This is a genomic window from Stutzerimonas sp. KH-1 (genome assembly GCF_054483855.1).
Genome location: NZ_CM137011.1, coordinates 4,667,291 through 4,689,170 on the forward strand (window position 1 = coordinate 4,667,291; position 21,880 = coordinate 4,689,170).

The 21,880-nt window shown below is 64.4% G+C and carries 21 protein-coding genes and 1 tRNA gene; 13 read left to right on the top strand and 9 right to left on the bottom strand.

What is annotated here, in order from left to right:
• Nucleotides 1-9: 9 nt before the first annotated feature.
• From ACX1DW_RS22210 to rimI, 4 genes are all read left to right on the top strand, one after another.
• A complete protein-coding gene (locus ACX1DW_RS22210; RefSeq protein ID WP_041016183.1) occupies nucleotides 10-1,251 on the top strand; it encodes a saccharopine dehydrogenase family protein in 1,242 nt (413 codons plus the stop codon).
• Between the two features lie 446 nt (nucleotides 1,252-1,697).
• A complete protein-coding gene (locus tag ACX1DW_RS22215; protein ID WP_458992399.1) occupies nucleotides 1,698-3,242 on the top strand; it encodes a 2-isopropylmalate synthase in 1,545 nt (514 codons plus the stop codon).
• Entirely contained in the window at nucleotides 3,239-4,045 is an 807-nt protein-coding gene (locus ACX1DW_RS22220; protein WP_458992400.1) for an energy transducer TonB, read from the top strand. Before ACX1DW_RS22215 ends, ACX1DW_RS22220 begins: the two co-directional genes overlap by 4 nt.
• A gap of 9 nt (nucleotides 4,046-4,054) precedes the next feature.
• The gene (gene rimI, locus ACX1DW_RS22225; protein ID WP_014597543.1) at nucleotides 4,055-4,507 is read left to right on the top strand and encodes a ribosomal protein S18-alanine N-acetyltransferase; all 453 of its coding nucleotides are present in this window, start codon (nucleotides 4,055-4,057) and stop codon (nucleotides 4,505-4,507) included.
• A gap of 377 nt (nucleotides 4,508-4,884) precedes the next feature.
• On the opposite strand, the gene ACX1DW_RS22230 is transcribed toward rimI, so the two are convergent.
• Entirely contained in the window at nucleotides 4,885-5,427 is a 543-nt protein-coding gene (locus tag ACX1DW_RS22230; RefSeq protein WP_013983812.1) for a hypothetical protein, read from the bottom strand.
• Between the two features lie 190 nt (nucleotides 5,428-5,617).
• Between ACX1DW_RS22230 and otsB the strand changes: the two genes are divergently transcribed.
• From otsB to ACX1DW_RS22275, 9 genes are all read left to right on the top strand, one after another.
• Complete coding sequence (gene otsB / locus ACX1DW_RS22235) at nucleotides 5,618-6,394, top strand: trehalose-phosphatase (protein WP_458992401.1); 777 nt, start codon at nucleotides 5,618-5,620, stop codon at nucleotides 6,392-6,394.
• Nucleotides 6,395-6,409: 15 nt separating this feature from the next.
• Nucleotides 6,410-7,825 carry an alpha,alpha-trehalose-phosphate synthase (UDP-forming) gene (gene otsA, locus ACX1DW_RS22240; protein WP_458992402.1) on the top strand — a complete coding sequence of 472 codons (1,416 nt, stop codon included), beginning with the start codon at nucleotides 6,410-6,412 and terminating at the stop codon, nucleotides 7,823-7,825.
• 69 nt (nucleotides 7,826-7,894) lie between these two features.
• Nucleotides 7,895-8,539: a carbonate dehydratase gene (gene can / locus ACX1DW_RS22245; protein ID WP_256044177.1), complete on the top strand. Its 645-nt coding sequence runs from the start codon at nucleotides 7,895-7,897 to the stop codon at nucleotides 8,537-8,539.
• Nucleotides 8,539-9,438 (top strand): DMT family transporter, encoded by a 900-nt coding sequence (locus tag ACX1DW_RS22250; RefSeq protein ID WP_102839702.1) that lies wholly within the window; start codon nucleotides 8,539-8,541, stop codon nucleotides 9,436-9,438. Before can ends, ACX1DW_RS22250 begins: the two co-directional genes overlap by 1 nt.
• A 205-nt stretch (nucleotides 9,439-9,643) precedes the next feature.
• Nucleotides 9,644-9,720, top strand: a tRNA-Met gene (locus tag ACX1DW_RS22255).
• Between the two features lie 347 nt (nucleotides 9,721-10,067).
• On the top strand, nucleotides 10,068-10,622 hold the full coding sequence (locus ACX1DW_RS22260) for a hypothetical protein (RefSeq protein WP_458992403.1): 555 nt from the start codon (nucleotides 10,068-10,070) through the stop codon (nucleotides 10,620-10,622).
• Nucleotides 10,606-11,457 (top strand): DUF2971 domain-containing protein, encoded by an 852-nt coding sequence (locus ACX1DW_RS22265; protein WP_458992404.1) that lies wholly within the window; start codon nucleotides 10,606-10,608, stop codon nucleotides 11,455-11,457. Before ACX1DW_RS22260 ends, ACX1DW_RS22265 begins: the two co-directional genes overlap by 17 nt.
• Before the next feature lie 228 nt (nucleotides 11,458-11,685).
• The gene (locus ACX1DW_RS22270; RefSeq protein WP_458992405.1) at nucleotides 11,686-11,895 is read left to right on the top strand and encodes a hypothetical protein; all 210 of its coding nucleotides are present in this window, start codon (nucleotides 11,686-11,688) and stop codon (nucleotides 11,893-11,895) included.
• Between the two features lie 163 nt (nucleotides 11,896-12,058).
• Nucleotides 12,059-12,220 carry a hypothetical protein gene (locus tag ACX1DW_RS22275; RefSeq protein WP_014597539.1) on the top strand — a complete coding sequence of 54 codons (162 nt, stop codon included), beginning with the start codon at nucleotides 12,059-12,061 and terminating at the stop codon, nucleotides 12,218-12,220.
• A gap of 122 nt (nucleotides 12,221-12,342) precedes the next feature.
• Here the strand turns inward: ACX1DW_RS22275 and ACX1DW_RS22280 are convergent, their stop codons facing one another.
• The 8 genes from ACX1DW_RS22280 to ACX1DW_RS22315 form a co-directional block, all read right to left on the bottom strand.
• The gene (locus tag ACX1DW_RS22280) at nucleotides 12,343-13,599 is read right to left on the bottom strand and encodes an OprD family porin (protein ID WP_458992406.1); all 1,257 of its coding nucleotides are present in this window, start codon (nucleotides 13,597-13,599) and stop codon (nucleotides 12,343-12,345) included.
• A gap of 268 nt (nucleotides 13,600-13,867) precedes the next feature.
• A complete protein-coding gene (locus tag ACX1DW_RS22285) occupies nucleotides 13,868-15,583 on the bottom strand; it encodes a tannase/feruloyl esterase family alpha/beta hydrolase (RefSeq protein ID WP_458992407.1) in 1,716 nt (571 codons plus the stop codon).
• 251 nt (nucleotides 15,584-15,834) lie between these two features.
• Nucleotides 15,835-16,233 (bottom strand): DoxX family protein, encoded by a 399-nt coding sequence (locus ACX1DW_RS22290; RefSeq protein WP_011914299.1) that lies wholly within the window; start codon nucleotides 16,231-16,233, stop codon nucleotides 15,835-15,837.
• Nucleotides 16,234-16,344: 111 nt separating this feature from the next.
• Nucleotides 16,345-17,844 carry a sigma-54 interaction domain-containing protein gene (locus ACX1DW_RS22295; protein ID WP_014597534.1) on the bottom strand — a complete coding sequence of 500 codons (1,500 nt, stop codon included), beginning with the start codon at nucleotides 17,842-17,844 and terminating at the stop codon, nucleotides 16,345-16,347.
• A gap of 76 nt (nucleotides 17,845-17,920) precedes the next feature.
• Nucleotides 17,921-19,291, bottom strand: coding sequence for a TRAP transporter large permease (locus ACX1DW_RS22300; RefSeq protein WP_458992408.1), 1,371 nt, complete (start codon nucleotides 19,289-19,291; stop codon nucleotides 17,921-17,923).
• A gap of 16 nt (nucleotides 19,292-19,307) precedes the next feature.
• A complete protein-coding gene (locus ACX1DW_RS22305; protein ID WP_267935223.1) occupies nucleotides 19,308-19,910 on the bottom strand; it encodes a TRAP transporter small permease subunit in 603 nt (200 codons plus the stop codon).
• Nucleotides 19,911-19,982: 72 nt separating this feature from the next.
• Nucleotides 19,983-21,068 (bottom strand): TRAP transporter substrate-binding protein, encoded by a 1,086-nt coding sequence (locus ACX1DW_RS22310; protein WP_003299010.1) that lies wholly within the window; start codon nucleotides 21,066-21,068, stop codon nucleotides 19,983-19,985.
• 409 nt (nucleotides 21,069-21,477) lie between these two features.
• The gene (locus tag ACX1DW_RS22315) at nucleotides 21,478-21,876 is read right to left on the bottom strand and encodes a MerR family transcriptional regulator (protein ID WP_014597531.1); all 399 of its coding nucleotides are present in this window, start codon (nucleotides 21,874-21,876) and stop codon (nucleotides 21,478-21,480) included.
• Nucleotides 21,877-21,880: the final 4 nt, after the last annotated feature.

The window sequence follows — 21,880 nt, forward strand, 5'->3', positions numbered from 1 at the left end:
GTGAAACAATTGAAGAAAAACGTTCTTATCATTGGCGCAGGAGGTGTTGCCAAGGTGGTGGCCCACAAGTGCGCGCAGCACAACGACGAACTCGGTCGTATTGCTATCGCGTCGCGCAGCATCTCCAAATGCCAGGCCATCATCGACAGCGTCCAGGCCAAGGGCGGGCTGAAGCAGCCCGGCGAGATCAAGGCCTATGCGCTGGACGCCATGGACGTGGAAGCGACCAAGGCGCTGATTCGTGAAACAGAATCGCAGATAGTCATCAATGTCGGTTCTGCCTTCCTCAACATGTCCGTGCTGCGCGCCTGCATCGACACCGGCGCCGCGTATCTCGATACCGCGATCCATGAAGAGCCGGGCAAGATCTGCGAAACCCCGCCGTGGTACGGCAACTACGAGTGGAAGCACCTGGCCGAATGCCAGGAAAAGGGCATCACCGCCATCCTCGGTGCCGGCTTCGACCCGGGCGTGGTCAACGCCTACGCCGCTCTGGCCCAACAGGAATACTTCGACAAGATCGAGTCGATCGACATCCTCGACGTCAACGCCGGTTCCCACGGCAAGTATTTCGCTACCAATTTCGACCCGGAAATCAATTTCCGCGAATTCACCGGGCAGGTTTACAGCTGGCAGAACGGCCAGTGGACGACCAACCGCATGTTCGAGGTCAAGCGCACCGACGACCTGCCGGTCGTGGGCGAACAGAGCCTCTACCTGACCGGTCATGATGAGGTGCACTCGCTCTCCAAGCACCTCGACGTGCCGAACATCCGTTTCTGGATGAGCTTCGGCGAGCATTACATCAACGTCTTCACCGTACTGAAGAACCTCGGCCTGCTCTCCGAGCAGCCAGTGCGCACCGCCGAAGGCCTGGAAGTCGTTCCGCTCAAGGTGGTCAAGGCCGTGCTGCCCGATCCCGCCTCGCTGGCGCCGGGCTACACCGGCAAGACCTGCATCGGCGACCTGGTCAAGGGCACCAAGGATGGCCAGCCGCGCGAGCTGTTCATCTACAACGTGGCCGACCATGAAGAGGCCTACGCCGAGACGGATAGCCAGGGCATCTCCTACACCGCCGGCGTGCCGCCGGTCGCCGCCGCGCTGCTGATCGCCCGTGGCGAGTGGGATGCCAAGCGCATGGTCAACGTCGAAGAGTTACCGGCCCAGCCGTTCCTCAAGCTGCTCGATGTGATGGGGCTGCCGACGCGGATCAAGGATGAGCGCGGCGACCGCCCCTGGGATCAGGCTTGATCGGCTGCGCGTCGGCCCTGCTGCGTTAAAAACAGGCTCGGACGGTGGCTTGCCACCGAACGGCCTTTAGGCCGGCCCGAAGGGCGAGCGGAGCGAGTCATGCTCATTTACAGCAGTAAACTCGCGCGCGAGCCCGGTCCGCTTCCTCGCCTGTTTTGATTCGCTGGCGCTCACCCTACGGGCCAGCCTTCGGCTGTTACTTCCGCTGGTCGTTGCGCCTTGCATGGCTCTAGCTCGCTCGATCAGCCCAAAGCCCGCCTAAAGGCGGGCTTTGTGTTTTCTGGCGTAGGGTGGAAAACCGCGAAGCGTTTTCCACCAGCGTTCCCCGCGGTGGAAAACAACCCACGCCAAACGCAGCTGCGCCTTCCCGCCCCGTCCATTTCACGCGACAATCCGTCCACTCAGGCGCCCCATGAGAGGCGCCCGGCAGCCGTGAGGAACCCCCTATGAGCAGCAACGATCGCGTCATCATCTTCGACACCACCCTGCGCGACGGCGAGCAGAGCCCCGGCGCGTCCATGACCGGTGAGGAAAAGCTGCGCATCGCCCGGGCGCTGGAGCGGCTGAAGGTAGACGTGATCGAGGCGGGCTTCGCCATCGCCAGCCCCGGCGATTTCGCCGCGGTGAAGCTGGTCGCCGACAACATCAAGGACAGCACCGTGTGCAGCCTGGCGCGCGCCGTCGATGCCGACATCGAACGCGCTGCCGAAGCGCTGGCCGGCGCCAACTCCGGGCGCATCCACACCTTTATCGCCACCAGCCCGATCCACATGCAGTACAAGCTGCGCATGCAGCCGGACCAGGTGGTGGAGCAGGCAGTGCGCGCGGTGAAGAAGGCGCGCAGCCTGTGCACCGACGTGGAGTTTTCCTGCGAGGACGCCGGCCGCTCGGAGATCGATTTCCTCTGCCGCATCATCGAGGCTGCCATCGACGCCGGCGCACGCACCATCAACATTCCGGACACCGTCGGCTACGCCATCCCGCACCAGTACGCCGACACCATCCGCCAGCTGATCGAGCGCATCCCCAACGCCGACAAGGCGGTGTTCTCCGTGCATTGCCACAACGACCTGGGCCTGGCTGTGGCCAACTCCCTGGCCGCGGTGGTCGCCGGTGCGCGCCAGGTGGAATGCACCATCAACGGCCTGGGCGAGCGCGCCGGCAACGCCGCGCTGGAGGAGATCGTCATGGCGATCAAGACCCGCCAGGACCTGCTCAACGTGCACACCCGCATCGAGACCGAGCACATCCTCGCCGCCTCGCGCCTGGTCTCGGGCATCACCGGCTTTCCGGTGCAGCCGAACAAGGCCATCGTCGGCGCCAATGCCTTCGCCCACGAGTCGGGCATCCACCAGGACGGCGTGCTCAAGCATCGCGAGACCTACGAGATCATGTCCGCCCAGTCGGTGGGCTGGAACGCCAACAAGATGGTCATGGGCAAGCACTCCGGTCGCGCCGCGTTCCGTTCGCGCCTGGAGGAGCTGGGCATCGCACTGGAAGGCGACGAGCTGAACGCTGCCTTTGCCCGCTTCAAGGAGCTGGCGGACAAGAAGCATGAAATCTTCGACGAAGACCTGCAGGCGCTGGTCTCCGATACGCTGGCCGACGAGGCGCCCGAACACTTCAAGCTGGCCAGCCTGGAGGTGGCGAGCAAGACCGGCACCACGCCCGAAGCCAAGCTGGTGCTCAGCGTCGATGGAGCGGAGCGCAGCGCCCAGGCCGAAGGCTCCGGCCCGGTGGATGCCACCTTCAAGGCCATCGAGGCGGTCGCCGGCTCCGGTGCCACGCTGCAGCTTTACTCGGTCAACGCCATCACCCAGGGCACCGATTCCCAGGGCGAGGTGACCGTGCGGCTGGAGAAGGGCGGGCGTATCGTCAACGGCAACGGCGCCGATACCGATATCGTCGTCGCTTCGGCCAAGGCTTATCTCAACGCGCTGAACCTGATGCAGGTCGGCGCCAAGGCTCATCCACAGGTGGAAGGCGTTTGATCAGTGAAACCCGGCGTCGGGCCTACCTAGACGCCATGCAGGTAGCCAGCTGGCTGCCACGCACCGAGCTGCCGTTCGCTGCCCCGTCTCGGCTCGAGCTGCTGCAGCCTCCGGTTGCCGAGCCGGAGCCCGCGGCCGCCGTCGCGCCCGTGGCCGAGGTCGAGGCTGCACCGGTCGTCGAGCGGCCAGCCGTGACGCCGACCGTCGAACCGACCCCGGCACCGCGCCCGCGTATCGCCATGCCGGAGCCGAAGCCCGTGGCCGCGACCGACAGCCCTGGCGAGGAGGCCGCCGCCGAACCCGCCAGGGCCATCGAGCCGCCGCCGCGCTTCTCCCTGCAGCTGCTGCGCGCCGGCAACGTGTTGCTGGTGGTGGAACTGCCCACCGGCGAATCCTTCCAGAGCCGTGACCCGGCCTACATCCTGCTCAAGGACCTGCTGCGCGCCGCCCGGCTGCCGGACAAGCCGCAGCAGGTCGGCGACGGCGAACCGATCCGCTGGCCGCTGCTGCACAAGGGCAGCCTTGACCAGGGCGCCGAGGCTGCGCGCGATTACGTGCAGGGTGTGATGGCTGCCGAGCTGGAGCAGATGGGCTGCGACTGCATCTGGTTGATCGGTCGCCCGGCCCTGCGCTTCGCGGGCGAAGTGGACGTCGACAACTGCTATCGCGAGGTGGTCGTGGAAGGGCTGGGTCGCGCCCTGGCGATGCCGGGGCTGGAAGCCTTGATGGAACAGCCGGCCGCCAAGGCCGAGCTGTGGAAGGCCATGCGCCGCAGCATGCCGCGCTGGCACATAGGTTCGTGAGTACGCGTGATGAGTGATGCAGTCAGCTTTCGCCCGATGACAGCGGCGGATATCGAAACCGTGCTGAAGATCGAATACGCCGCCTTCAGCCACCCCTGGACCCGCGGCATCTTCAACGATGCCCTGACGGCCTACGAGTGCTGGGTGATGTTCGAGGGCGAGCAGCAGGTCGGGCACGGCGTGATCAACGTGATCCTCGACGAGGCGCACCTGCTCAATATCACCGTCAAACCGCAGAGCCAGGGCCGCGGCCTCGGCCTGCGCCTGCTGGAGCACCTGATGCAGCGCGCCCGCGAGCGCGGCGGCCGCGAATGCTTCCTCGAGGTGCGCGCCAGCAACGCGCCGGCCTACCGCCTCTACGAGCGGTACGGCTTCAACGAAGTGGGCCGCCGCCGGGCCTACTATCCCTCGGCCGATGGCCGCGAAGATGCGCTGGTGATGGCCTGCACATTGCTGGATTGACGGCGTGTTCAGCCCGGCGGACGGTAGCTCAGTCCGCTGGCCCATGAGGCGGCGTTTCCCGGAGGGGCTAAAGCCCACCCTACGATCTGGCAGCTGTAGGGTGGATCACGCTTCACCGATCCACCGTGCTTCGGGGAAGGTGGATGTAAAAATCGTACGACCCCTGGACTGATTGCTGCGCGGCCCGAGGCTGCGGCGCTTGGGCTGGGAGCTAGCGGACTCCACGACTCGCGGTTCCCGATCTCAAACTGTTGCTGTCCTCGTAGGGTGGATCACGCTTCACCGATCCACCATGCTCAGGCCAAGGTGGATGTAAAAAGCGACATCCACCCTACGACCAGACCCCACCCGGCGTTCGGGCGCGGCAAGCGGCTCGGTCACTCCCCCGGCCGCTTGTCCCGGCCTGAATCCAGCGGGGCGTCGCCCTCCAGTTCATCGTCCGACAGCACACTGTCGTCCTCGCGCAGCACCGCGTCGCCACCGCTGAGGCCGGTGTCCTCGTCGCCCTTGGCGGGGCCGTCCCAGGGTTTGCCGTCCAGCGGGTCGTAGCGGCCCAGCTCGGCTTCGTCGAGGTCCACGTCTGCGCCGATCTCGTGCTCGGACACCACGCTCAGATCCTGATCCGCCGGGCCGCCGTGGCCGCGTTCGCGGGGTGAGCGGGAGCCGTCGTCCGGGATCTGCGTCTCTGGCGCCAGGTCATCCATGGTGGTCTCGCCGCCGGGCACTTCGCCGACCGTCATGCCGGCCTCGGCCTCGCGCTCCGGCGGGAACTGATCGGCGATTTCCTCGGCCGGCACCTGGTCGCCGATGCGGCCCTTGCGCTCGTCCCGGCGCTGGTCGAAGTCGAGCGGCTCCATCGAGCCCATGCGGTCCTCGGTGTCGTCGATTTCCGTCGGGGTATAGGGTTTCTGATCGCTCATGATCGTCTCCTGTCAGGCCATCGGTCTTGCAGGTTGTGACCCGGCCGCTCGATGAAGATTCAGGTGCGCCGCTGGCCGGAACCGGCATCCGGGGCCATCCTTGATGGGCTGCGAATTCGGGCTGCAGTACCTGACCGGCAGGCGAGCGAAATGGGACGAACCACCGCGCGTGATCCGGAGTCCTACCTGCATGAACGATCAAAACGACCAACCTGCGCCTGAGGCTCGGCGCTGCGCTTTCTTTTTCGACGTCGACGGCACGCTGGCTGAAATACAGCCCCGCCCTGAGCTCGTCTTCATTCCACCGCCCACCCTTGCGGCCGTGGAACGACTGCATGCCGACGGGATTCCCGTCGCCGTGATCTCCGGGCGCCCCCTGGCCCAGCTCGATGTGTTGCTGGCGCCGCTGCAACTGCCCGCCGCCGGCGTGCATGGCGCCGAGCGCCGGGATGCCGAAGGCGAGTTGCGCAACCTGGCGCTGGATGCCCGGCAGCTGGAGCGCATCCAGCGCGAGCTGGCCGAGGCCTGCAGCGAGCACCCCGGCTTGCATCTGGAGAACAAGGGCGTCGCCTTCGCGCTGCACTTTCGCCTGGCGCCGCAGCTGGAACAGATCGCCCGAGAGCTCGCCGAGCATTTCGCCGAGCGCTACGCCGAGGTGCTGAGCCTGCAGCCCGGCAAGTGCGTGTTCGAACTCAAGCCGCGCGGGGCGAGCAAGGGCGAAGTCATTCGTGCCTTCATGGAGGAGATGCCGTTCGCCGGCCGCACCCCGGTATTCGTCGGCGACGACCTCACCGACGAAGCCGGTTTCGCCGTCGTCAACGAGCTGGGCGGGCGTTCCATCAAGGTCGGCGAGGGGCCCAGCGAGGCTCGCGAGCGATTGTCATCGGTACATGCGGTCGGCGGCTGGCTGGAACAGCTGCTGAGCGAGCTCGGCGAACCGGCCGAGCCCATAACAAAACCAGACTAGAGCGAGATTTTTGCCATGAGCCGTTTAGTAGTGGTTTCCAACCGCGTCGCGCCAATCAAGGCAGGCAAGGTGGCTGCCGGAGGGTTGGCCGTCGGTGTCTACGATGCCCTGCGCCAGGCCGGCGGCATCTGGTTCGGCTGGAGTGGCGAGGTCAGCGCGACCCCGGCCATCAACACCGAGGAAGTCGGCAACATCACCTATGTCACGCTGCCGCTGAACAAACGCGACTACGACCAGTATTACCGCGGCTTCTCCAACGCCACGCTGTGGCCGATCTTTCACTACCGCATCGACCTGGCCCGCTACAGCCGCGAGGAATACGACGGCTACCGGCGGGTCAACGCCATGCTGGCCGAGAAGCTCATGCCGCTGCTCAGGCCCGACGACATCATCTGGATCCACGACTACCACCTGATCCCCTTCGCCGAAGCCTGCCGCCAGCTGGGCATCCGCAACCGCATCGGCTTCTTCCTGCACATCCCGTTTCCGGCGCCGGAAATCCTCACCGCCATCCCGCCGCACAACGACCTGCTCAAGACGCTCTGCTACTACGACCTGATCGGCTTCCAGACCGACACCGACCGCCTGGCCTTCCAGGACTACATCACCCGCGAGGTGCGTGGCGTCGTCGAGCCGGACGGCAGTCTGACCGCCTATGGGCAGAACTTCCGCGCCGGCGTCTACCCCATCGGTGTGGTGCCGGACGAGATCCAGCAGCTCGCCGAAGGCTACAAGGGCCGCGCGCATCCCATGCGCCGCGCCACCGACACACGCCGCCAGACCATCATCAGCGTCGACCGGCTGGACTACTCCAAGGGCCTGGTGGAGCGTTTCCGCGCCTACGAGGAATTCCTCGACCGCTACCCGGCGCACCGCAACAACGTCGAATTCCTGCAGATCGCGCCAACCTCGCGCTCCGACGTGCGCACCTACCAGCACATCCGCGAGCAGCTGGAGAGCCAGGCCGGACACCTCAACGGGCGCATGTCCGATCTCGACTGGACGCCGCTGCACTACCTGAACAAGAGCTACGACCGCCGCGTGCTGATGGGCCTGTTCCGCGCCGCCGACGTCGGCTTCGTCACCCCGCTGCGCGACGGCATGAACCTGGTCGCCAAGGAATATGTCGCCGCGCAGGACCCGGAAGACCCCGGCGTGCTGGTGCTGTCGCGCTTCGCCGGCGCGGCCCGCGAACTGACCTCGGCGCTGATCGTCAACCCGTACGACTGCGTCGGCATGGCCGAAGCGCTCGACCGGGCGCTGAACATGTCGCTGGCCGAACGCAAGGACCGCTACGAGCACCTGATGCGCGCCATTCGCGCCGCCGACCTGGACGCCTGGCGCGACAACTTCATGCGTGATCTGCGCTCGTTCATCTCGCAACCCAGTGCCCAGCGGGCGAAGAAGGTCGAGCTGGTCGAACCCGAGTGAGCCGCGGCGGCTTGTCAAAAGCCTGCAGCGACTCGTAAGGTGCCGACCCGACCCACAGGGACACATGAGATGAGCGAACTGGACCCGCTGTTCGAGAACAACGCCCGCTGGGCCGAAGCCATCAAGGAAGAAGATCCGGATTTCTTCGAGAAACTGGCCCGCCAGCAGACGCCGGAGTACCTGTGGATCGGCTGTTCCGATGCGCGGGTGCCGGCCAACGAGATCGTCGGCCTGCTGCCGGGCGACCTGTTCGTTCATCGCAATGTCGCCAACGTCGTGCTGCACACCGACCTCAACTGCCTGTCGGTCATCCAGTACGCGGTCGACGTGCTCAAGGTCAAACACATCCTGGTCACCGGCCACTACGGCTGCGGTGGCGTCCGCGCCTCCATGCGCGACGACCAGCTGGGCCTGATCGACGGCTGGCTGCGCAGCATCCGCGACCTCTACTACGAACACCGCGTGCACCTGTCCAAGCTGGCCAGTGAGGAAGAACAGGTCGACCGCCTGTGCGAGCTCAACGTCATCCAGCAGGTCGCCAACGTCAGTCACACCACCATCGTCCAGAACGCCTGGCACCGCGGCCAACCGCTCGCCGTGCACGGTTGCATCTACGGCATCAAGGATGGCCTGTGGAAGAATCTCAACGTCACGGTGAGCGGGCTCGACCAGTTGCCCTCGCAATACCGTCTGCGCCCGCCGCGCCAAGCCTGATGAGTGCGCGCCAGGGCCCGGCCTTCGCCGGGCTGCTTATCGCCGTGCTCTGCTGGAGCGGCAACGCCCTGGTCGGCCGCGCCTTCCATGACAGCATCCCGCCGCTGAGCCTGTCGTTCTGGCGCTGGGTGCTGGCCACCAGCTTGTTGCTGCCTTTCGTCGCCAAGGGCATCTGGACCCACCGCGCCACCCTGCGTGCAGCCGGCTGGCGCCTGCCAGTGCTCGCCGCCATGGGCATCGCCAGCTACAACTCGTTGCTCTATACCGCCGCGCAAAGCACCGAGGCGATCAACCTCACCCTGGTGAACACCTGCCTGCCACTGGCGACCTTTATCGGCGCGGGCTTCCTGCTCGGCGAATGGCCGCTGCGCCGCGCCTGGTTCGGCATGGCCGTGGCGGCGGGCGGGCTGCTCTACCTGATCAGCCGCGGCAGCTGGCAGACCTTCGCCAGCCTGTCGTTCCAGCGCGGCGACCTCATCATGCTGCTCGCCGTGCTGGCCTGGGCGCTCTACACGCTGCTGCTGCGCCGCTGGGCCAGGCATCTGCTGGTGCCGCCGCTGGTGCTGCTGGGCGTGCTGATGCTGCTCGGTCTGCCGCTGATCCTGCCGTTCTACCTGCTGGAACTGGGCCGGGTAGGGGGCTTCGCCCTCACGCCGAGCAACCTCGCCGCCATCGGCTACACCGCCGTGTTCGCCTCGCTGGTGGCCTACGTCGGCTGGAACCATGGGGTGAGGATCGTCGGCGCGGGCAGGGCGGCCATGGTCATGTACCTGATGCCCGTGTTCACCGCGCTGCTGGGCTGGCTGCTGCTGGGCGAGGCCCTGCGCACCTTCCACTGGATCGGCGGCGCCCTGATCTTCGCCGGCCTGCTGCTGGCCACGCGGCCGTCGTTCCGCTAGGGCCGTAGGATTCCGATCTGGGCTGCCCGACCAGCGCGGCCCGGGCTGCGCGCCACCGACCTAGGCGGCCCGGGCTAGGCGCCCCCACCTGCGCGGCCCGACCTAGGCGGCCCCACCGTTCGTAACTAACCGTTTGAAAAGGATAAAAAATCTGCGGAGCCAGGGTTGACAGCCCAAACCGACCAGAGAATAATGCGCGCCACTTGGCTACATAGCTCAGTTGGTTAGAGCGCAGCATTCATAATGCTGATGTCCCAGGTTCAAGTCCCGGTGTAGCCACCAGACACAGAAAGGCGGTTAGCGAAAGCTAACCGCCTTTTTTGTTTTTGGGCTTTGACTACCGCTCTCCTGAATCACGCCACTTCGGCTTATTCAACGACCGTTTGATGCCCAGGCGGTAGGCATCTGTCTGCTGAATCCTTTCTCATTTTGACCCCCGTTGGAATCTTCGCGGAGCCGACCTAGCTATAGGTAGTGGTTGCCTAATGTCAAAGTGCCGCTAGAGAATGGCTGGATGAGCCCCGACTACGACGAGGCCAACCGAAACTTGGCCAATTCAAACGCGGGATAGCGATCACACAGGAAGTAGCTAGGCGCTGGTACGCCCGAAAAGATGCCAAGGAGGGAGAATGAAGGCAGATATCAATGATCGGCCGCTAAGAAGGCCCAGCTATGCAGTGCGACGACCTTATGTGTTAGCGATGGCCGTTTCGACTTTACTCTCAACTGGAATCTTATACCTCTATTCAACAGGCTGGGGAGTGACAGTCAACCTTCTGAAATTGGAGGAAGCTTTCATAATGCACGACAAGGCGCACCCTGGAAGCCGGAGTGAGGAGCTAGCAAGAGAGCAGCGTACAGTTACTCCAAGTCCTCAGTCATTAATACCGCAAAGAACAAGCGTGCCAATGAATGATGAGGCTTCGGGATTTTACGTGCCACCGAAAGGGATGATTCCAATCGATTGGAATACGCATGTAAGAAAATTTAATAGCGTTTTTATTCAGCATTCCTCTTGCAATCCGAACGATATGAAGTGGACGCAAATGGAATGCTCCAACTTCCGGGCAAGAGCTATGAAACGGTTTGGCGTTGAGTGGAGAAATGGGGCGTATTGGGATGGCGAAAAAATAATAGATAATCCAGAAGCAACGATGCGGGTTAATTTTGAGATTGGTAGCTAGGGAGGGTGGGGTGGAGCTAGGGCACTATACTAATACTCAAGGGCTGATGGGGATCTATCAGAGTAGAACCTTAAGGGCGACTAACATAAAGTTCTTGAATGACGAACAAGAGTTCGTTCATGCATTAGAGCTGATAAGGCGCCTCATTGAAGAGACTGACGAAAATAAGGTGGCGCCTTATGTTGTCGTGTTTAATGAGTTTAAAGATAGAATTCTGTCAAAGACAACTGCGCTAGATGAGCATACTTCAGAGTCAATATTTACTTTGTCATTTTCTGAAAAAACGGATTTACTTAGTCAGTGGAGAGGCTACTGTCCGGGTAATGATGGGTATTGCTTGATATTAGACACTACTAAGATACATGAAACAGCTTTTAGAGAGTTTGATGAATGCCATTTTTTTAAATGTGTCTATGATAACGGGGAAAAGGAAAAGCGTCTGAGGTCCGTTCTAAATAAGTATTGGTCGATATATAGGAAAGGGAATGATAAGGAAAAAGGGGTTGCGGTAGAGGAGCTGAGGAAAGATGTTCTTTTGCTTGCTTCTCACTTCAAGCATCCTTCTTTTGCAGAAGAGTGTGAGCATCGTGTCGTATTGTTGTTGGCTATGCCGGATAGCAGGGTTAGCTTCAGGCAGGGAAGATTCTCTATAATTCCATATGTTGATGTTAAAATTGAAGATTTGGAATTTGTAAAGAAAATAATTATCGGTCCAACTCACCGAAAAGATTTGGCCGAAAGAGGCCTCAGGTGCTTTTTGGAAACCATTATCGATTTTCCCTATTTCCTGATCGATACGGTCATAGAAAAGTCTGAAATACCTTACAGATCATAGCGACAACATTGGTCAATTTTCATGGAAAGTATTGGCATAGCCAGCGTAGGAATGGTCGGAAAGCGTAGTTTTATGGAGCTTTCTGGTCTAACCAGTGGCTGCACAAGCGATTCATAAGGCTCCGCTCGCCCGTCCAGCGCCACCCACTAGACATCCAAAGGCGCCTAGCCAAAGCTAGCCGCCCTTTTTCGTTCCTTCTGTTTGCTGTTCCGTTTTCCGAGGTAAACCATGCGTGACCGTTTCGATGAGATTCGTGCCGAGCGGGATATTCGTTCCGTGGAGCCGGTTGTTTACAACCGTGATCCCCATGCCGGGCTGTGGAAGCAGATCGCACTGGGGATCGTGGTGGGTTATCTGGCGTTGGGTCTGATCAGCGCCGTGGGTTGGGCGGTGTTTGTGCGGTTCGCCTTGGGCAGTCTGCAGATTGCGGTGCCGTGAAGGTGGGGCGATAGCGAGTGAGCTGATTCGTGCGAGGCCCCCATTATCAGCGGGCTGTGGCGCTTTCTCTTGCCGTTGACGCTACCTTTGGCGCGGCGCAGAATCGCGCCATTTGGCGGGGCGACCCCGCCTGCAGCTTTCTTCTTATGCAGTAGGGCGTGCGATGAATACCTTTCTGACGGCGGTCTCGGTGGTCGTTTGCGTGTTGGCGATCAGTGCGGGTGTGATGCTCGATGTGCGGCACAAGCCGAGCGACGAGGCGAAGCGGGTGTATACCGCGGAGCGGGTGAACGAGATTCTGCGGCGTAATACCAAGCACAGCTGAGCCGAGAGGCAAGGCGGCGGAATATGAAAAAGGCGACCCGAGGGTCGCCTTTTTCATGCCCGAAAAAAGCCGGGCGCAAGCCCGGCGAAGTCCAACGAGGAGAGGTGCTGCGGCGTGGGTGTTTACCAGAGTGGCAGGCTGTAGCTGACGATGAAGCGGTTCTCGTCCAGGTCGCTCTGGAAGTTGCTTCGCGTGGTGGCGTTGCGCAGCTTGAAGCCGAGGTTCTTCAACGGGCCGCTCTGGATGACGTAGGCGATGTCGGTGTTGCGCTCCCAGGTCTTGCCTTCGCTGGCGCCAGCGCCACGGTCGACGTTGTCGCCGGAGACGTAGCGGGTCATCAGGCTCAATCCCGGAATGCCCATGGCGGCGAAGTCGTAGTCATAACGGACCTGCCAGGAACGTTCGTCCTGGTTGCCGAAATCGTTGATCTGCAGCAGGTTGATCAACGCGTTATCGCCGCCGGCGACGTAGGCGAAACCGGTATCGCCGCTCATGTGCTGGTAACCGCCGGTGAAAGCGTGACCGCCATGCTTGTAGGTGAACAGCGCGCCGAAGGCATCGTTGTCGACGTTGCTGCCGCCGTCGTCGGTGGAGCGCACATAGCGCAGGTCGGTCTTGAAGCTCTGCTTATCGCCGAGCGGCAGCACGTGAACGACGTTGAAGTTGTGCTGGTCGTAGATGCCGTCCAGCCCGCCGTAGTAGTAGCTGGTGGCCAACTGCGGCGACCAGTCGTAACGCCCGCCGGCGAAGCGGAACTCGTCGCTCGTGGTATTGCCGCCAAAGGTAATGTTGCGCAGCCCGCCGTTGAACACCGTCATCTCTTGGTAATCGGAAGAGTCGCGGTAGCTCGTGCGATCGAGCATGCCGAGATCCAGCGTGAGGCCTGCGACCTCCTTACTCTGCAGCCAGGCACCGCGATAGATGTTCGGCAGCAGGCGGCTGTCATTGCGCATCAGCACCGGGATCACCGGTTGCAGGGTCCCCACGTGCAGCGTGGTGGCGGACAGCTTGGCCTTCGCCGTCAGGCCTGCCGTGCCGTAGTCGTCCGCCGGTTCACCGGAAGCCGAGCGTGGCAGCAGGCCGGTGCCGCCGCGACCGGAGCCGGAGTCGAGCTTGACGCCGAGCAGGCCGATGGCATCCAGACCGAAGCCGACCGGGCCTTCGGTATAGCCGGATTCCATTTTCAGGATGAAGCCCTGGGCCCACTCCTCGGCCTTGGACTGGCCGTCCCCTGAACGGAAGTCACGGTTCATGTAGAAGTTGCGCAGTTCGACAGCGGCCTTGCTGTCTTCGATGAAGGCGGCGCTGGCGGGGCTGGTGGCGATCACTACGGCGCCGCCGCAGAGGATGTGGCAGAGGGATTTGTGGTGCAGTCGCATGGTGTTTCCTCTTGTTGTTGTTTTAGGCCGCTCTCGGGCGGCTACAGGGCATAGAGCGAAACGCGTGCCAGGCGCGGCGCTCGAGTGGCCACCCGCCGCAATGGCGCGTGGTAGAGCGGTCTATGGGCGGTTGGCTGGGCTTGCCGCGCGGGCTGCGGTGCGTCCGTTGGGCTGGACATGTATGGCGGAAGGCGGTGTTCTGCGGGGTCGAGGTGTCCAGTCGGGCAGACTGGGCGGCGCCGGCGGGGGAAGCCGGCGCCGGGTCAGGTCAGCGCGTACCCCTGCGACTCTTGACGCAGACGAAGCTCGATGCGGCATTGACGTCGCCTTTGCCGACGTACTTCGGCCAGCCGGGGTATTCGCACAGCGGGCGGGTGCGGCCGGGCACGCCGACGCTATCGGCAACGACCTGCCGGCGCGGCGCACGGCCCTGCTCGACCCATTTTTCCAGCGCGGTCAGCGAATCCCAGGCGGCGTTGAATACCGTGCTGGCGGCGTGGCCGTAGCCGGGGATCTCGTAGTAGCGCAGGAAGCGCTGCGTCTTGCCCGGGCCCATGTCGCGGCGCACACGCTCGTAGTACTCGGCGGTGGCGCGGGTGCTCACCAGTTGATCGGAGGTACCGTGGGCCATGAGGATCTTGCCGCCGTTGCGGGCGAATGCGGACAGGTCGGTCCGGTTGACGTCCTGGCGCAGCGACAGCTCGCTGATCCGCGCCTGCCATGGGCCGGGGTTCTGCGGGTCGAGGGTCAGCGAGTTGAAGGTGGGATTGCGCGTCACGAAGAAGCGCACCCATTCATCCCAGAAGCCGGAATGGTAGGGCGCGCCCTCGGCGAAACCGGTGCCGTGCACGGGCATCGGGTAGCTCGGCTGCAGGGTGTTGAGGCCGAGGCGGTTGACCACCAGCTGCAAGCCTTCACCCGGCCGGCCGAGGTCGGTGCCCCAGGTATTGAAGCCAGGGTAGTGGGTCTCGCCGCTGGCCAGCGGGAAGTTGAAGCGGATCGGGCTGTTGAACACCCGCAGCGCCTGGATCTGCGCATCCGACAGGCAACGCTGCGAGGTGTCGGCACCGCCCGGGCAACGCAGCGGTTTGCCGTTGAGCTTGGCGCGGGCCGGGTCGAACTGCGCATTGCACGCGGCCTGATGGCTGATCACGCCGTCGCGCACGCCGTCCAGCCCGTCACAGGCCTGCATCGCGGCTTCCAGCAGTGCGGCGCGTTTTTCCAGGCTGGGAAAGGCGCCGGGCTGGGCGAGGGCGCGGGTGATGCGGCCGAACTGCAGGTCCAGCGCCAGCGCGTTGTAGGCGGGGTAGAGGACGATGGCGCCGTTGAAGTCGGTCGGCCATTGCTGCACCACGGCCAGCGCCTCGCGGCCACCGGTGGAGCCACCGGCGAAATAGCTGCGCTCGGGCGCGGCACCGTAGCGTTGTTCGATCAGGTAGATGGCGGTATCGCGGGTCTTCTTCAGCGCATCGTGGGCGTAGTTGGCCAGCGCTTCGTCATTCCAGGCAAAGGAGCCTGGGCTGAGCGGATCGGCGACGTGCCCGGAATCGCTGCCGAACACCGCATAGCCGCGGCCGAGCGGCGTGGGTTGATCGACAGGGCCGGCGGGTACGTTGCCGGCGACGTTCGGCACCGTGCCGTTGTAACCGCCGCCGCCGAACATCATCGCCTTGCGGTTCCACTGCTCGGGCAGCACCAGGCGCATGCGGATCGCCGGTGCGGCGGGATCGACCGGGCGAATCTCGGCGCTGACATCGCAATAAGCGCCAAAGGTCTGCGGTGCGCTGCCGCCGGCGGCCACCGGGGTCGCCGCCGTGACGCGGGCGCCGCTGGTAGGCAGGCCGATGGCCTCGGCCGGAATCTCGCGACCGAGCAGCTCGGTGCAGGTCGCCGCCTGGGCGGACTGGCTGGCCAGCAGTGCCAGGGCGAGGGAGGCCAGAGGCAGGGAACAGCGCGCAAGCGAGTTGCAGGATGGATGCATCATTGAGGCTTTCCTTCTTCTTGTTTTCGGGCCGTGCGCCGGGTAGGCGCATAAGCGCTCAAGCCAATGACATGCCAGCAGACGGAAGGAAGGGAGAGCAGGCGATGGCCGGTCGCCGCGCTTGCGGCGAAGGCTCTGGCGCAGGGATCGGGTCGATAACGGGGAAGGTTGCGCGAGGCGCCTGGGGCTCAGGCTGGCGAGGCAGGATGTCCGGCGCGCTGGACGACTGTCCGCCGCGCCGGACACTCAGGTGGCTAGTTGTAGCGGCCGTTCAGCCCGCCGACGCTGTAGCGCCCGGCGCCGAGCAGCAGGATGGCCAGCGAGCCGAACAGGAACAGGCCCTGCAGTTCGATGGCCCAGCCGCCCATCGGCCCGATGTCGAACAGCTCGGCCCGGTGCGCCAGGGCGAGGGCGACGACCATGTTGCCCAGCATCAGCAGGGCTCCGAGGCGGGTATACAGGCCGACGATCACCAGCAGCGGGCCGACCACTTCGCCCAGGAACACGCCATAGGCGAGAAAGGCCGGCAGCCCCATGCCGGCCAGCATGCCGCCGATGCCGTCCACGCCATGCAGCAGCTTGTGGATGCCATGCAGCAGCATCAGTACGCCGACCGAGAGCCTGAGAACGAGTTTGCCTGCATCGTCTGTCATCTTCGCGCATCCCAGTTGCGGCGCCGGGAGTCGGCGGCCCTGACTCCAATGTAGATCAGCCGCTGTGACATTGCCGCGTCGCGGTTGGCGCCGACCCGCGCGTTTGCCCGTTCAGCGCTGGCTCAGGCCATGCTGCTGCAGCTTGCTGTAGAGGCTGGCGCGGGAGATGCCGAGCTCCATGGCGGCGCGCCGACGGTTGCCCTTGCAGGCGGCCAGCGCGCTCTGCAGGGCGCGCCGCTCGGCCTGGGCGAGGGTCTGCGCCAGCGGTTGCAGCGGCAGTTCTTCGCTCGGCGCCGCCTCGGTCGGCAGGGCAGCGCTTGGCGCGCTTGACGCATAGGCCGGCGCGTCGGCCGAGCGCGCCTGCTCGCCCAGCAGCGGCAGCAGGTGCGCAGCCTGCAGCTGCGGGCCATCGGCGGACAGCTGCGCGCGCTCCAGCAGGTTGCCCAGCTCGCGCACGTTGCCGCGCCAGGGTTGCGCGCAGAGCAGCGCCAGCGCCTCGGGGCTCAGCTCCATCGGCGGCTGCCCGGAGCGGTTGGCGATGTCGTCCAGCAGGTGCTCGACCACGGCGGGGATGTCGCTGGCGCGCTCGCGCAACGGCGGCACGCGCAGGGCCAGGACGTTGAGACGGTAATAGAGGTCGTCGCGGAACTGGCCGGCGGCGACCTTGGCTTCCAGGTCGATATGCGTCGCGGCGATCACCCGCACGTTGAGCGCCTTGACCTGGTTGGAGCCCAGCGGCTCGACCTCCTGCTCCTGCAGCACGCGCAGCAGCTTGGCCTGCAGCGGCAGCGGCAGGTCGCCGATCTCGTCGAGGAACAGCGTGCCGCCGTTGGCCACCTCGAACTTGCCGATGCGCGCCTTGCGGTCGGCACCGGTAAAGGCGCCGGGGGCGGTGCCGAACAGTTCGGCCTCCACCAGGCTTTCCGGAATCGCCGCGACGTTGACCGCGACGAAGGGCCCGCGCGCCCGCGGCGAGAGGTTATGGATGCCCTGGGCCAGCAGCTCCTTGCCGGTGCCGGTCTCGCCACGCAGCAGCACCGTGGCATCGAGCTGCGCGGCGCGCCGGGCCTGACGCTTGATTTCGCTGGCGGCCGGGCTGTTGCCGATGAAACCGGCGATGGTGTAACGCGCCCGGCGTGCCTTGGCCAGTTCGTTCTGGGTGGCGACCAGCTGGGTCTGCAGGCTGGTGTACTTGGACATCAGCGGCTTGAGGTGGCGGGCGCGGTCGAACAGCACGAAGCCCAGCGCGCCGACCAGGGTGCCGTCCTCGTCGCGCAGCGGAATGCGGGTGACCACGAAGTGCTCGTCGCCGAAGGCCATCAGATCGAGCATGCTCGGCTGGCCGCTTTCCACCACCTCGCGCAGGCGGCTGGCCGGCAGCACTTCCTCGATCTCCTTGCCGAGCACGCTGGACGGATCGCGAATACCGACCTTCTCGGCGTACTTGTCGTTGATCCAGACGATGCGCGCCTGGCGGTTGACCGCGATGGTGCCCTCGCACTGCGCGTTCAGGTGGTCGAACAGCAGTGGCATGGCCACGGCACGGAAGCGTTCCGGCGAAACGCCGACGATCAGGCCGTGGTTGTCGAGTGCGTCGCGGGCAATGCTCATGGGCAGTCAGGGTCCGTTCTGGGGCGACCGATTATGGTTGGCCCCGGCTGCCACGGGCAAGGCAGCCGGGGCATGCTCACGGCTGGGAATACACTTCGTTCGGCAGCCAGGTGGCCAGCGGGGCGAAATAGAACACCAGGGCCAGGCCGATCAGCTGAATGATGATGTACGGCAGCACGCCGAGATAGACATCGCGGGTGGTGATGCCCGGCGGACAGACGCCCTTGATGTAGAACAGCGCGAAGCCCACCGGCGGAGTGAGGAACGAGGTCTGCAGGCAGAGCGCGAAAAGGATCGCGAACCACAGCGGATCGACGCCCATGGAGAACAGCACCGGTGCCACCAGCGGCAGGATGATCAGGGTGATCTCCACCCAGTCGAGGAAGAACCCCAACAGGAAGGTGATCGCCAAGACGGTGAGCAGCACGCCGGTCTGGCCGAACGGCAGGCCGGTCAGCGCCGCGCGGATCACGTCGTCGCCACCCAGGCCGCGCAGCACGGCGGCGAATACCGTGGCGCCGATGAAGATGCCGAAGATGAATGCGGCGGTGCGGCTGGTCTGGTACAGCGCATCCTTGAGCACCGGCAGATTGAGGCGGCGGCTGGCCGCGGCCATCAGCAAGGCACCGAAGGCGCCGACCGCCGAAGCCTCGGTGGTGGTGGCGATGCCAAAGAAGATCGAGCCGAGCACGGCGAAGATCAGCGCCAGCGGCGGGACCACGGCCCAGAACACGTCGAGCAGGGCACGGGCGTCGAGCTTTTGCCGGTTGGCTGGGGCAGGGGCGAAGTCCTTCTTCAGCCAGGCGACGACCACGATATAGAGGATGTACATCAGCGCCAGCATCATCCCCGGGATCAGCGCGCCCATGAACAGCTTGCCCACCGAGGCTTCCGAGGTGCCGAGGCGGTCGGCCATCAGCACCAGCATGATGCTCGGCGGAATCAGGATGCCCAGCGTACCCACCGAGCAGGCAGTGCCCACCGCCAGGCTCTTGTTGTAGTTGGCCTGCAGCATCGGCCCGATGGAGAGCATGCCGAGCAGAGCCACCGAGGCGCCGACGATGCCGGTGGAGGCGGCGAGCAGGATGCCGACCACCACCACCGTCACCGCGTAGCCACCGCGCAGCGGGCCGAGTACGCGCACCAGGCTGTGCATCAGGCGCTCTGCGATGCCGGAGCGGTCGAGCATGATGCCCATGAAGATGAACAACGGCAGGGCGACCATCAGTTCGTTGGCGACGATGCCGTAGATGCGCGCGTCGAGCACGCCGATGGTGCCGTCCCAGGTAAACCAGAGATTGGCGTCGAAGTGCTCGACCAGCACATAGCCGACCACGGCGAACAGCAGGCCGATGCCGGCCAGCGACCAGGCGACCGGGAAGCCGAGCAGCAGCAGGCCCATGAAGCTGGCGAACATGGCGATGACGAGGATTTCTTCCAGACCCATGATTGCGACTACTCCATCAGGGCTGCGAACGAGTGCGGTCGCGCTCGTCCGAGGGGGCCGTCAGGGCCCGCGGGAAATTGAACAGCAGGGTGCTGCAGCGCAACGCGCGGGACAGCAGCGCCAGCGCCACCAGCGCGAGGCCAATGGGCAGCACGCTCTTGAAGAGGAAGCGATGGGGCAGCCCGCTGGGTGCCTGGGAGCGCTCGTTGTAGAGGTAGGCCTTGTAGGCGTAGGGAATCAGCGCATCGATCATCAGCGCGATCACTGGCAGGGCCAGCAGCACGATGGCGATCAGCTCGATCCAGGCGCGACCGCGTAGGCTGAAGCGTTCGCTGAGCACGTCGACGCGCACATGGTCGTCGCGCACCACGGCATAGGCGAGGGCAAGCATCAGCGCGGCGCCGAACAGGTGCCAGGACAGTTCCTCCAGCGCGATGGAGCCGCGGGAGAGGACGAAACGGCTGAACACATTGGTCAGCACGACCAGCAGAACCGCCAGCCAGAGCCAGGCGCTGGCCTGGCCGATGGCGACCAGCAGGCGATCCAGCGGCCGCGAGATGCGGTTGTACGGCAGCGCGTCGGGCGCTGGCGCATCGGGAGAGACGGGCTTGAAGGACACGGCGGACCTCGAAATCTCGACACAGGTGATGAACGCGGGCACGTCGCCGTGCCCGCGGGTTAGGCACAGCCGTCAGTCGTACTTGTAGAAGTCGCGCGGCAGGTAGCCCATGCCGTGCCAGATCGAGTGGTGCTGCATGAACTCGCGCTGGCTGGTCAGCACGCGCTTGAACATTTCGTCCTTGGCGGCCATCTCGTCGAGCACCTCGTCGGTGACCTTCTGCAGCTCGCGCAGTACCGGCTCGGGCAGCACCTGGGCCTTCACGCCCTGCTTCTGGTAGTCACGCAGCGCGGTCGGCTGGGCCCATTCGCTTTCGGCAAAGCCTTTGAGCGTGGCCGACTCGCAACCCATCTCGATGAGTGCGCGGCTTTCCGGCGCGAGCTTGTCCCAGACGTCCTTGTTCACCAGCAGGTGCGAGGTGGTCAGCGTCTGGTGCCAGCCGGGCATGATGTAGTTCTTGATGATCTGGTCCAGGCCCAGCATCTTGTCCACCGCCGGCTGCGAGAACTCGGTGGCGTCGATGGTCTTGCGCTCCAGCGCCTGGTAGATCTCGCCGCCCGGGACCATGGTCACCGAGGCGCCGAGCTTTTCCAGCACCTTGCCGCCGATGCCGGCGAAGCGGATGCGCAGGCCGTCGAAGTCGTCCAGCTTCTCGATGGGCTTGGCGAACCAGCCGGCGCCTTCCGGGCCGATGATGCTGCACAGCATCGGGTGGATATTGCGCTCGGCGTAGATCTCCTCGAGCAGCTTCTTGCCGTCACCCTGGTAGTACCAGGCCAGGTGCGCCGGCGGCTCCATGTTGAACGGCGCGCCGGAGTACAGCGGCAGGGCCGGGATGGTGCCCTGGTCGTAGCCGATCCAGGTGTAGCCGGCCGGGTACTTGCCGCTGCTCACCGCATCCATGATCTCGAACGGCGGCACCAGCTCGCCCGGCTCGTAGTAGCGCAGCTGGATATCACCGCCGGACACCGCCTTGAGCGATTCGGAGAGGTGCTTGACCGGAGTGGAGAGGCCGATCAGGTGCGAGGGGAAGGCCAGCGGCACCTGCCAGCGGATCTTTTCCGCGGCGCTGGCGACGCCACTGAGCAGGCTGGCGCCGAGCAGGGTGGTGGCACCGATGGCGCAGGCGATACGGGAGAGTTTGTTCTTGGTCGACATGCAGGTTTCCTTCTTGTTGTTGTTCTGGTGCCCGAGGGCGGACGCGTAACCGCCCGTGGGTCGAGGGGGTTAACAGGCCAGAACAAGAACAGAGGCCGAGCCGATGCTGCCGATCCGGCGCCAGTCTTGTTCTTTGGTTTGTTCTGGCGTCGCAGGGTGGATTGCAGGTTCTGTGCCTATCGCTCGCGATCGAGGAAAGGCGCGGTCTGCAGCGGCATTCGGATACCCGCAGGGCGATAGCGGTGTCCGCTGCGGCAGACACTGCTCAGGTGAACATGCGGCGGTGTCCGGAATTCTGGAACATGTCCAGTTCCATGGACATCCGCAATGGCTGACTGCTGGACAAACAAAATCCGGCGTTGCGCGGGGCGCGACGCCGGATGAGAGGAGTAAAGCGGAGGGCGTGCGATCAGCTGGCCGCTTGCTTGGCCAATGTGCTTTCCAGTGCGCTGCGGCAGCGCTCCTCGGCGGTGTCCAGCTCCAGCTGCATCTGCTGGATGTCGAGCAGCTGCTGCTCCAGCTGCTGGCGCCGCTCGGCGATCATCTGCAGCATGATGTTCAGCTGCTTCTGGTTGCCGGCCTTGGGATCGTAGAGCTCGATCAGCGTCTTGCATTCGGCCAGCGAAAAGCCGATGCGCTTGCCGCGCAGGATCAGCTTCAGCGCGACGCGATCCTTGGGTGAGTAGATGCGTTCCTGACCGCGACGGGTCGGGGTGAGCATGCCCTGCTCTTCATAGAAGCGGATGGCGCGAGTGGTGATGTCCAGCTCATTAGCCAGGTCGGAAATACTGTAGGTCTGTTTCGCCATGATT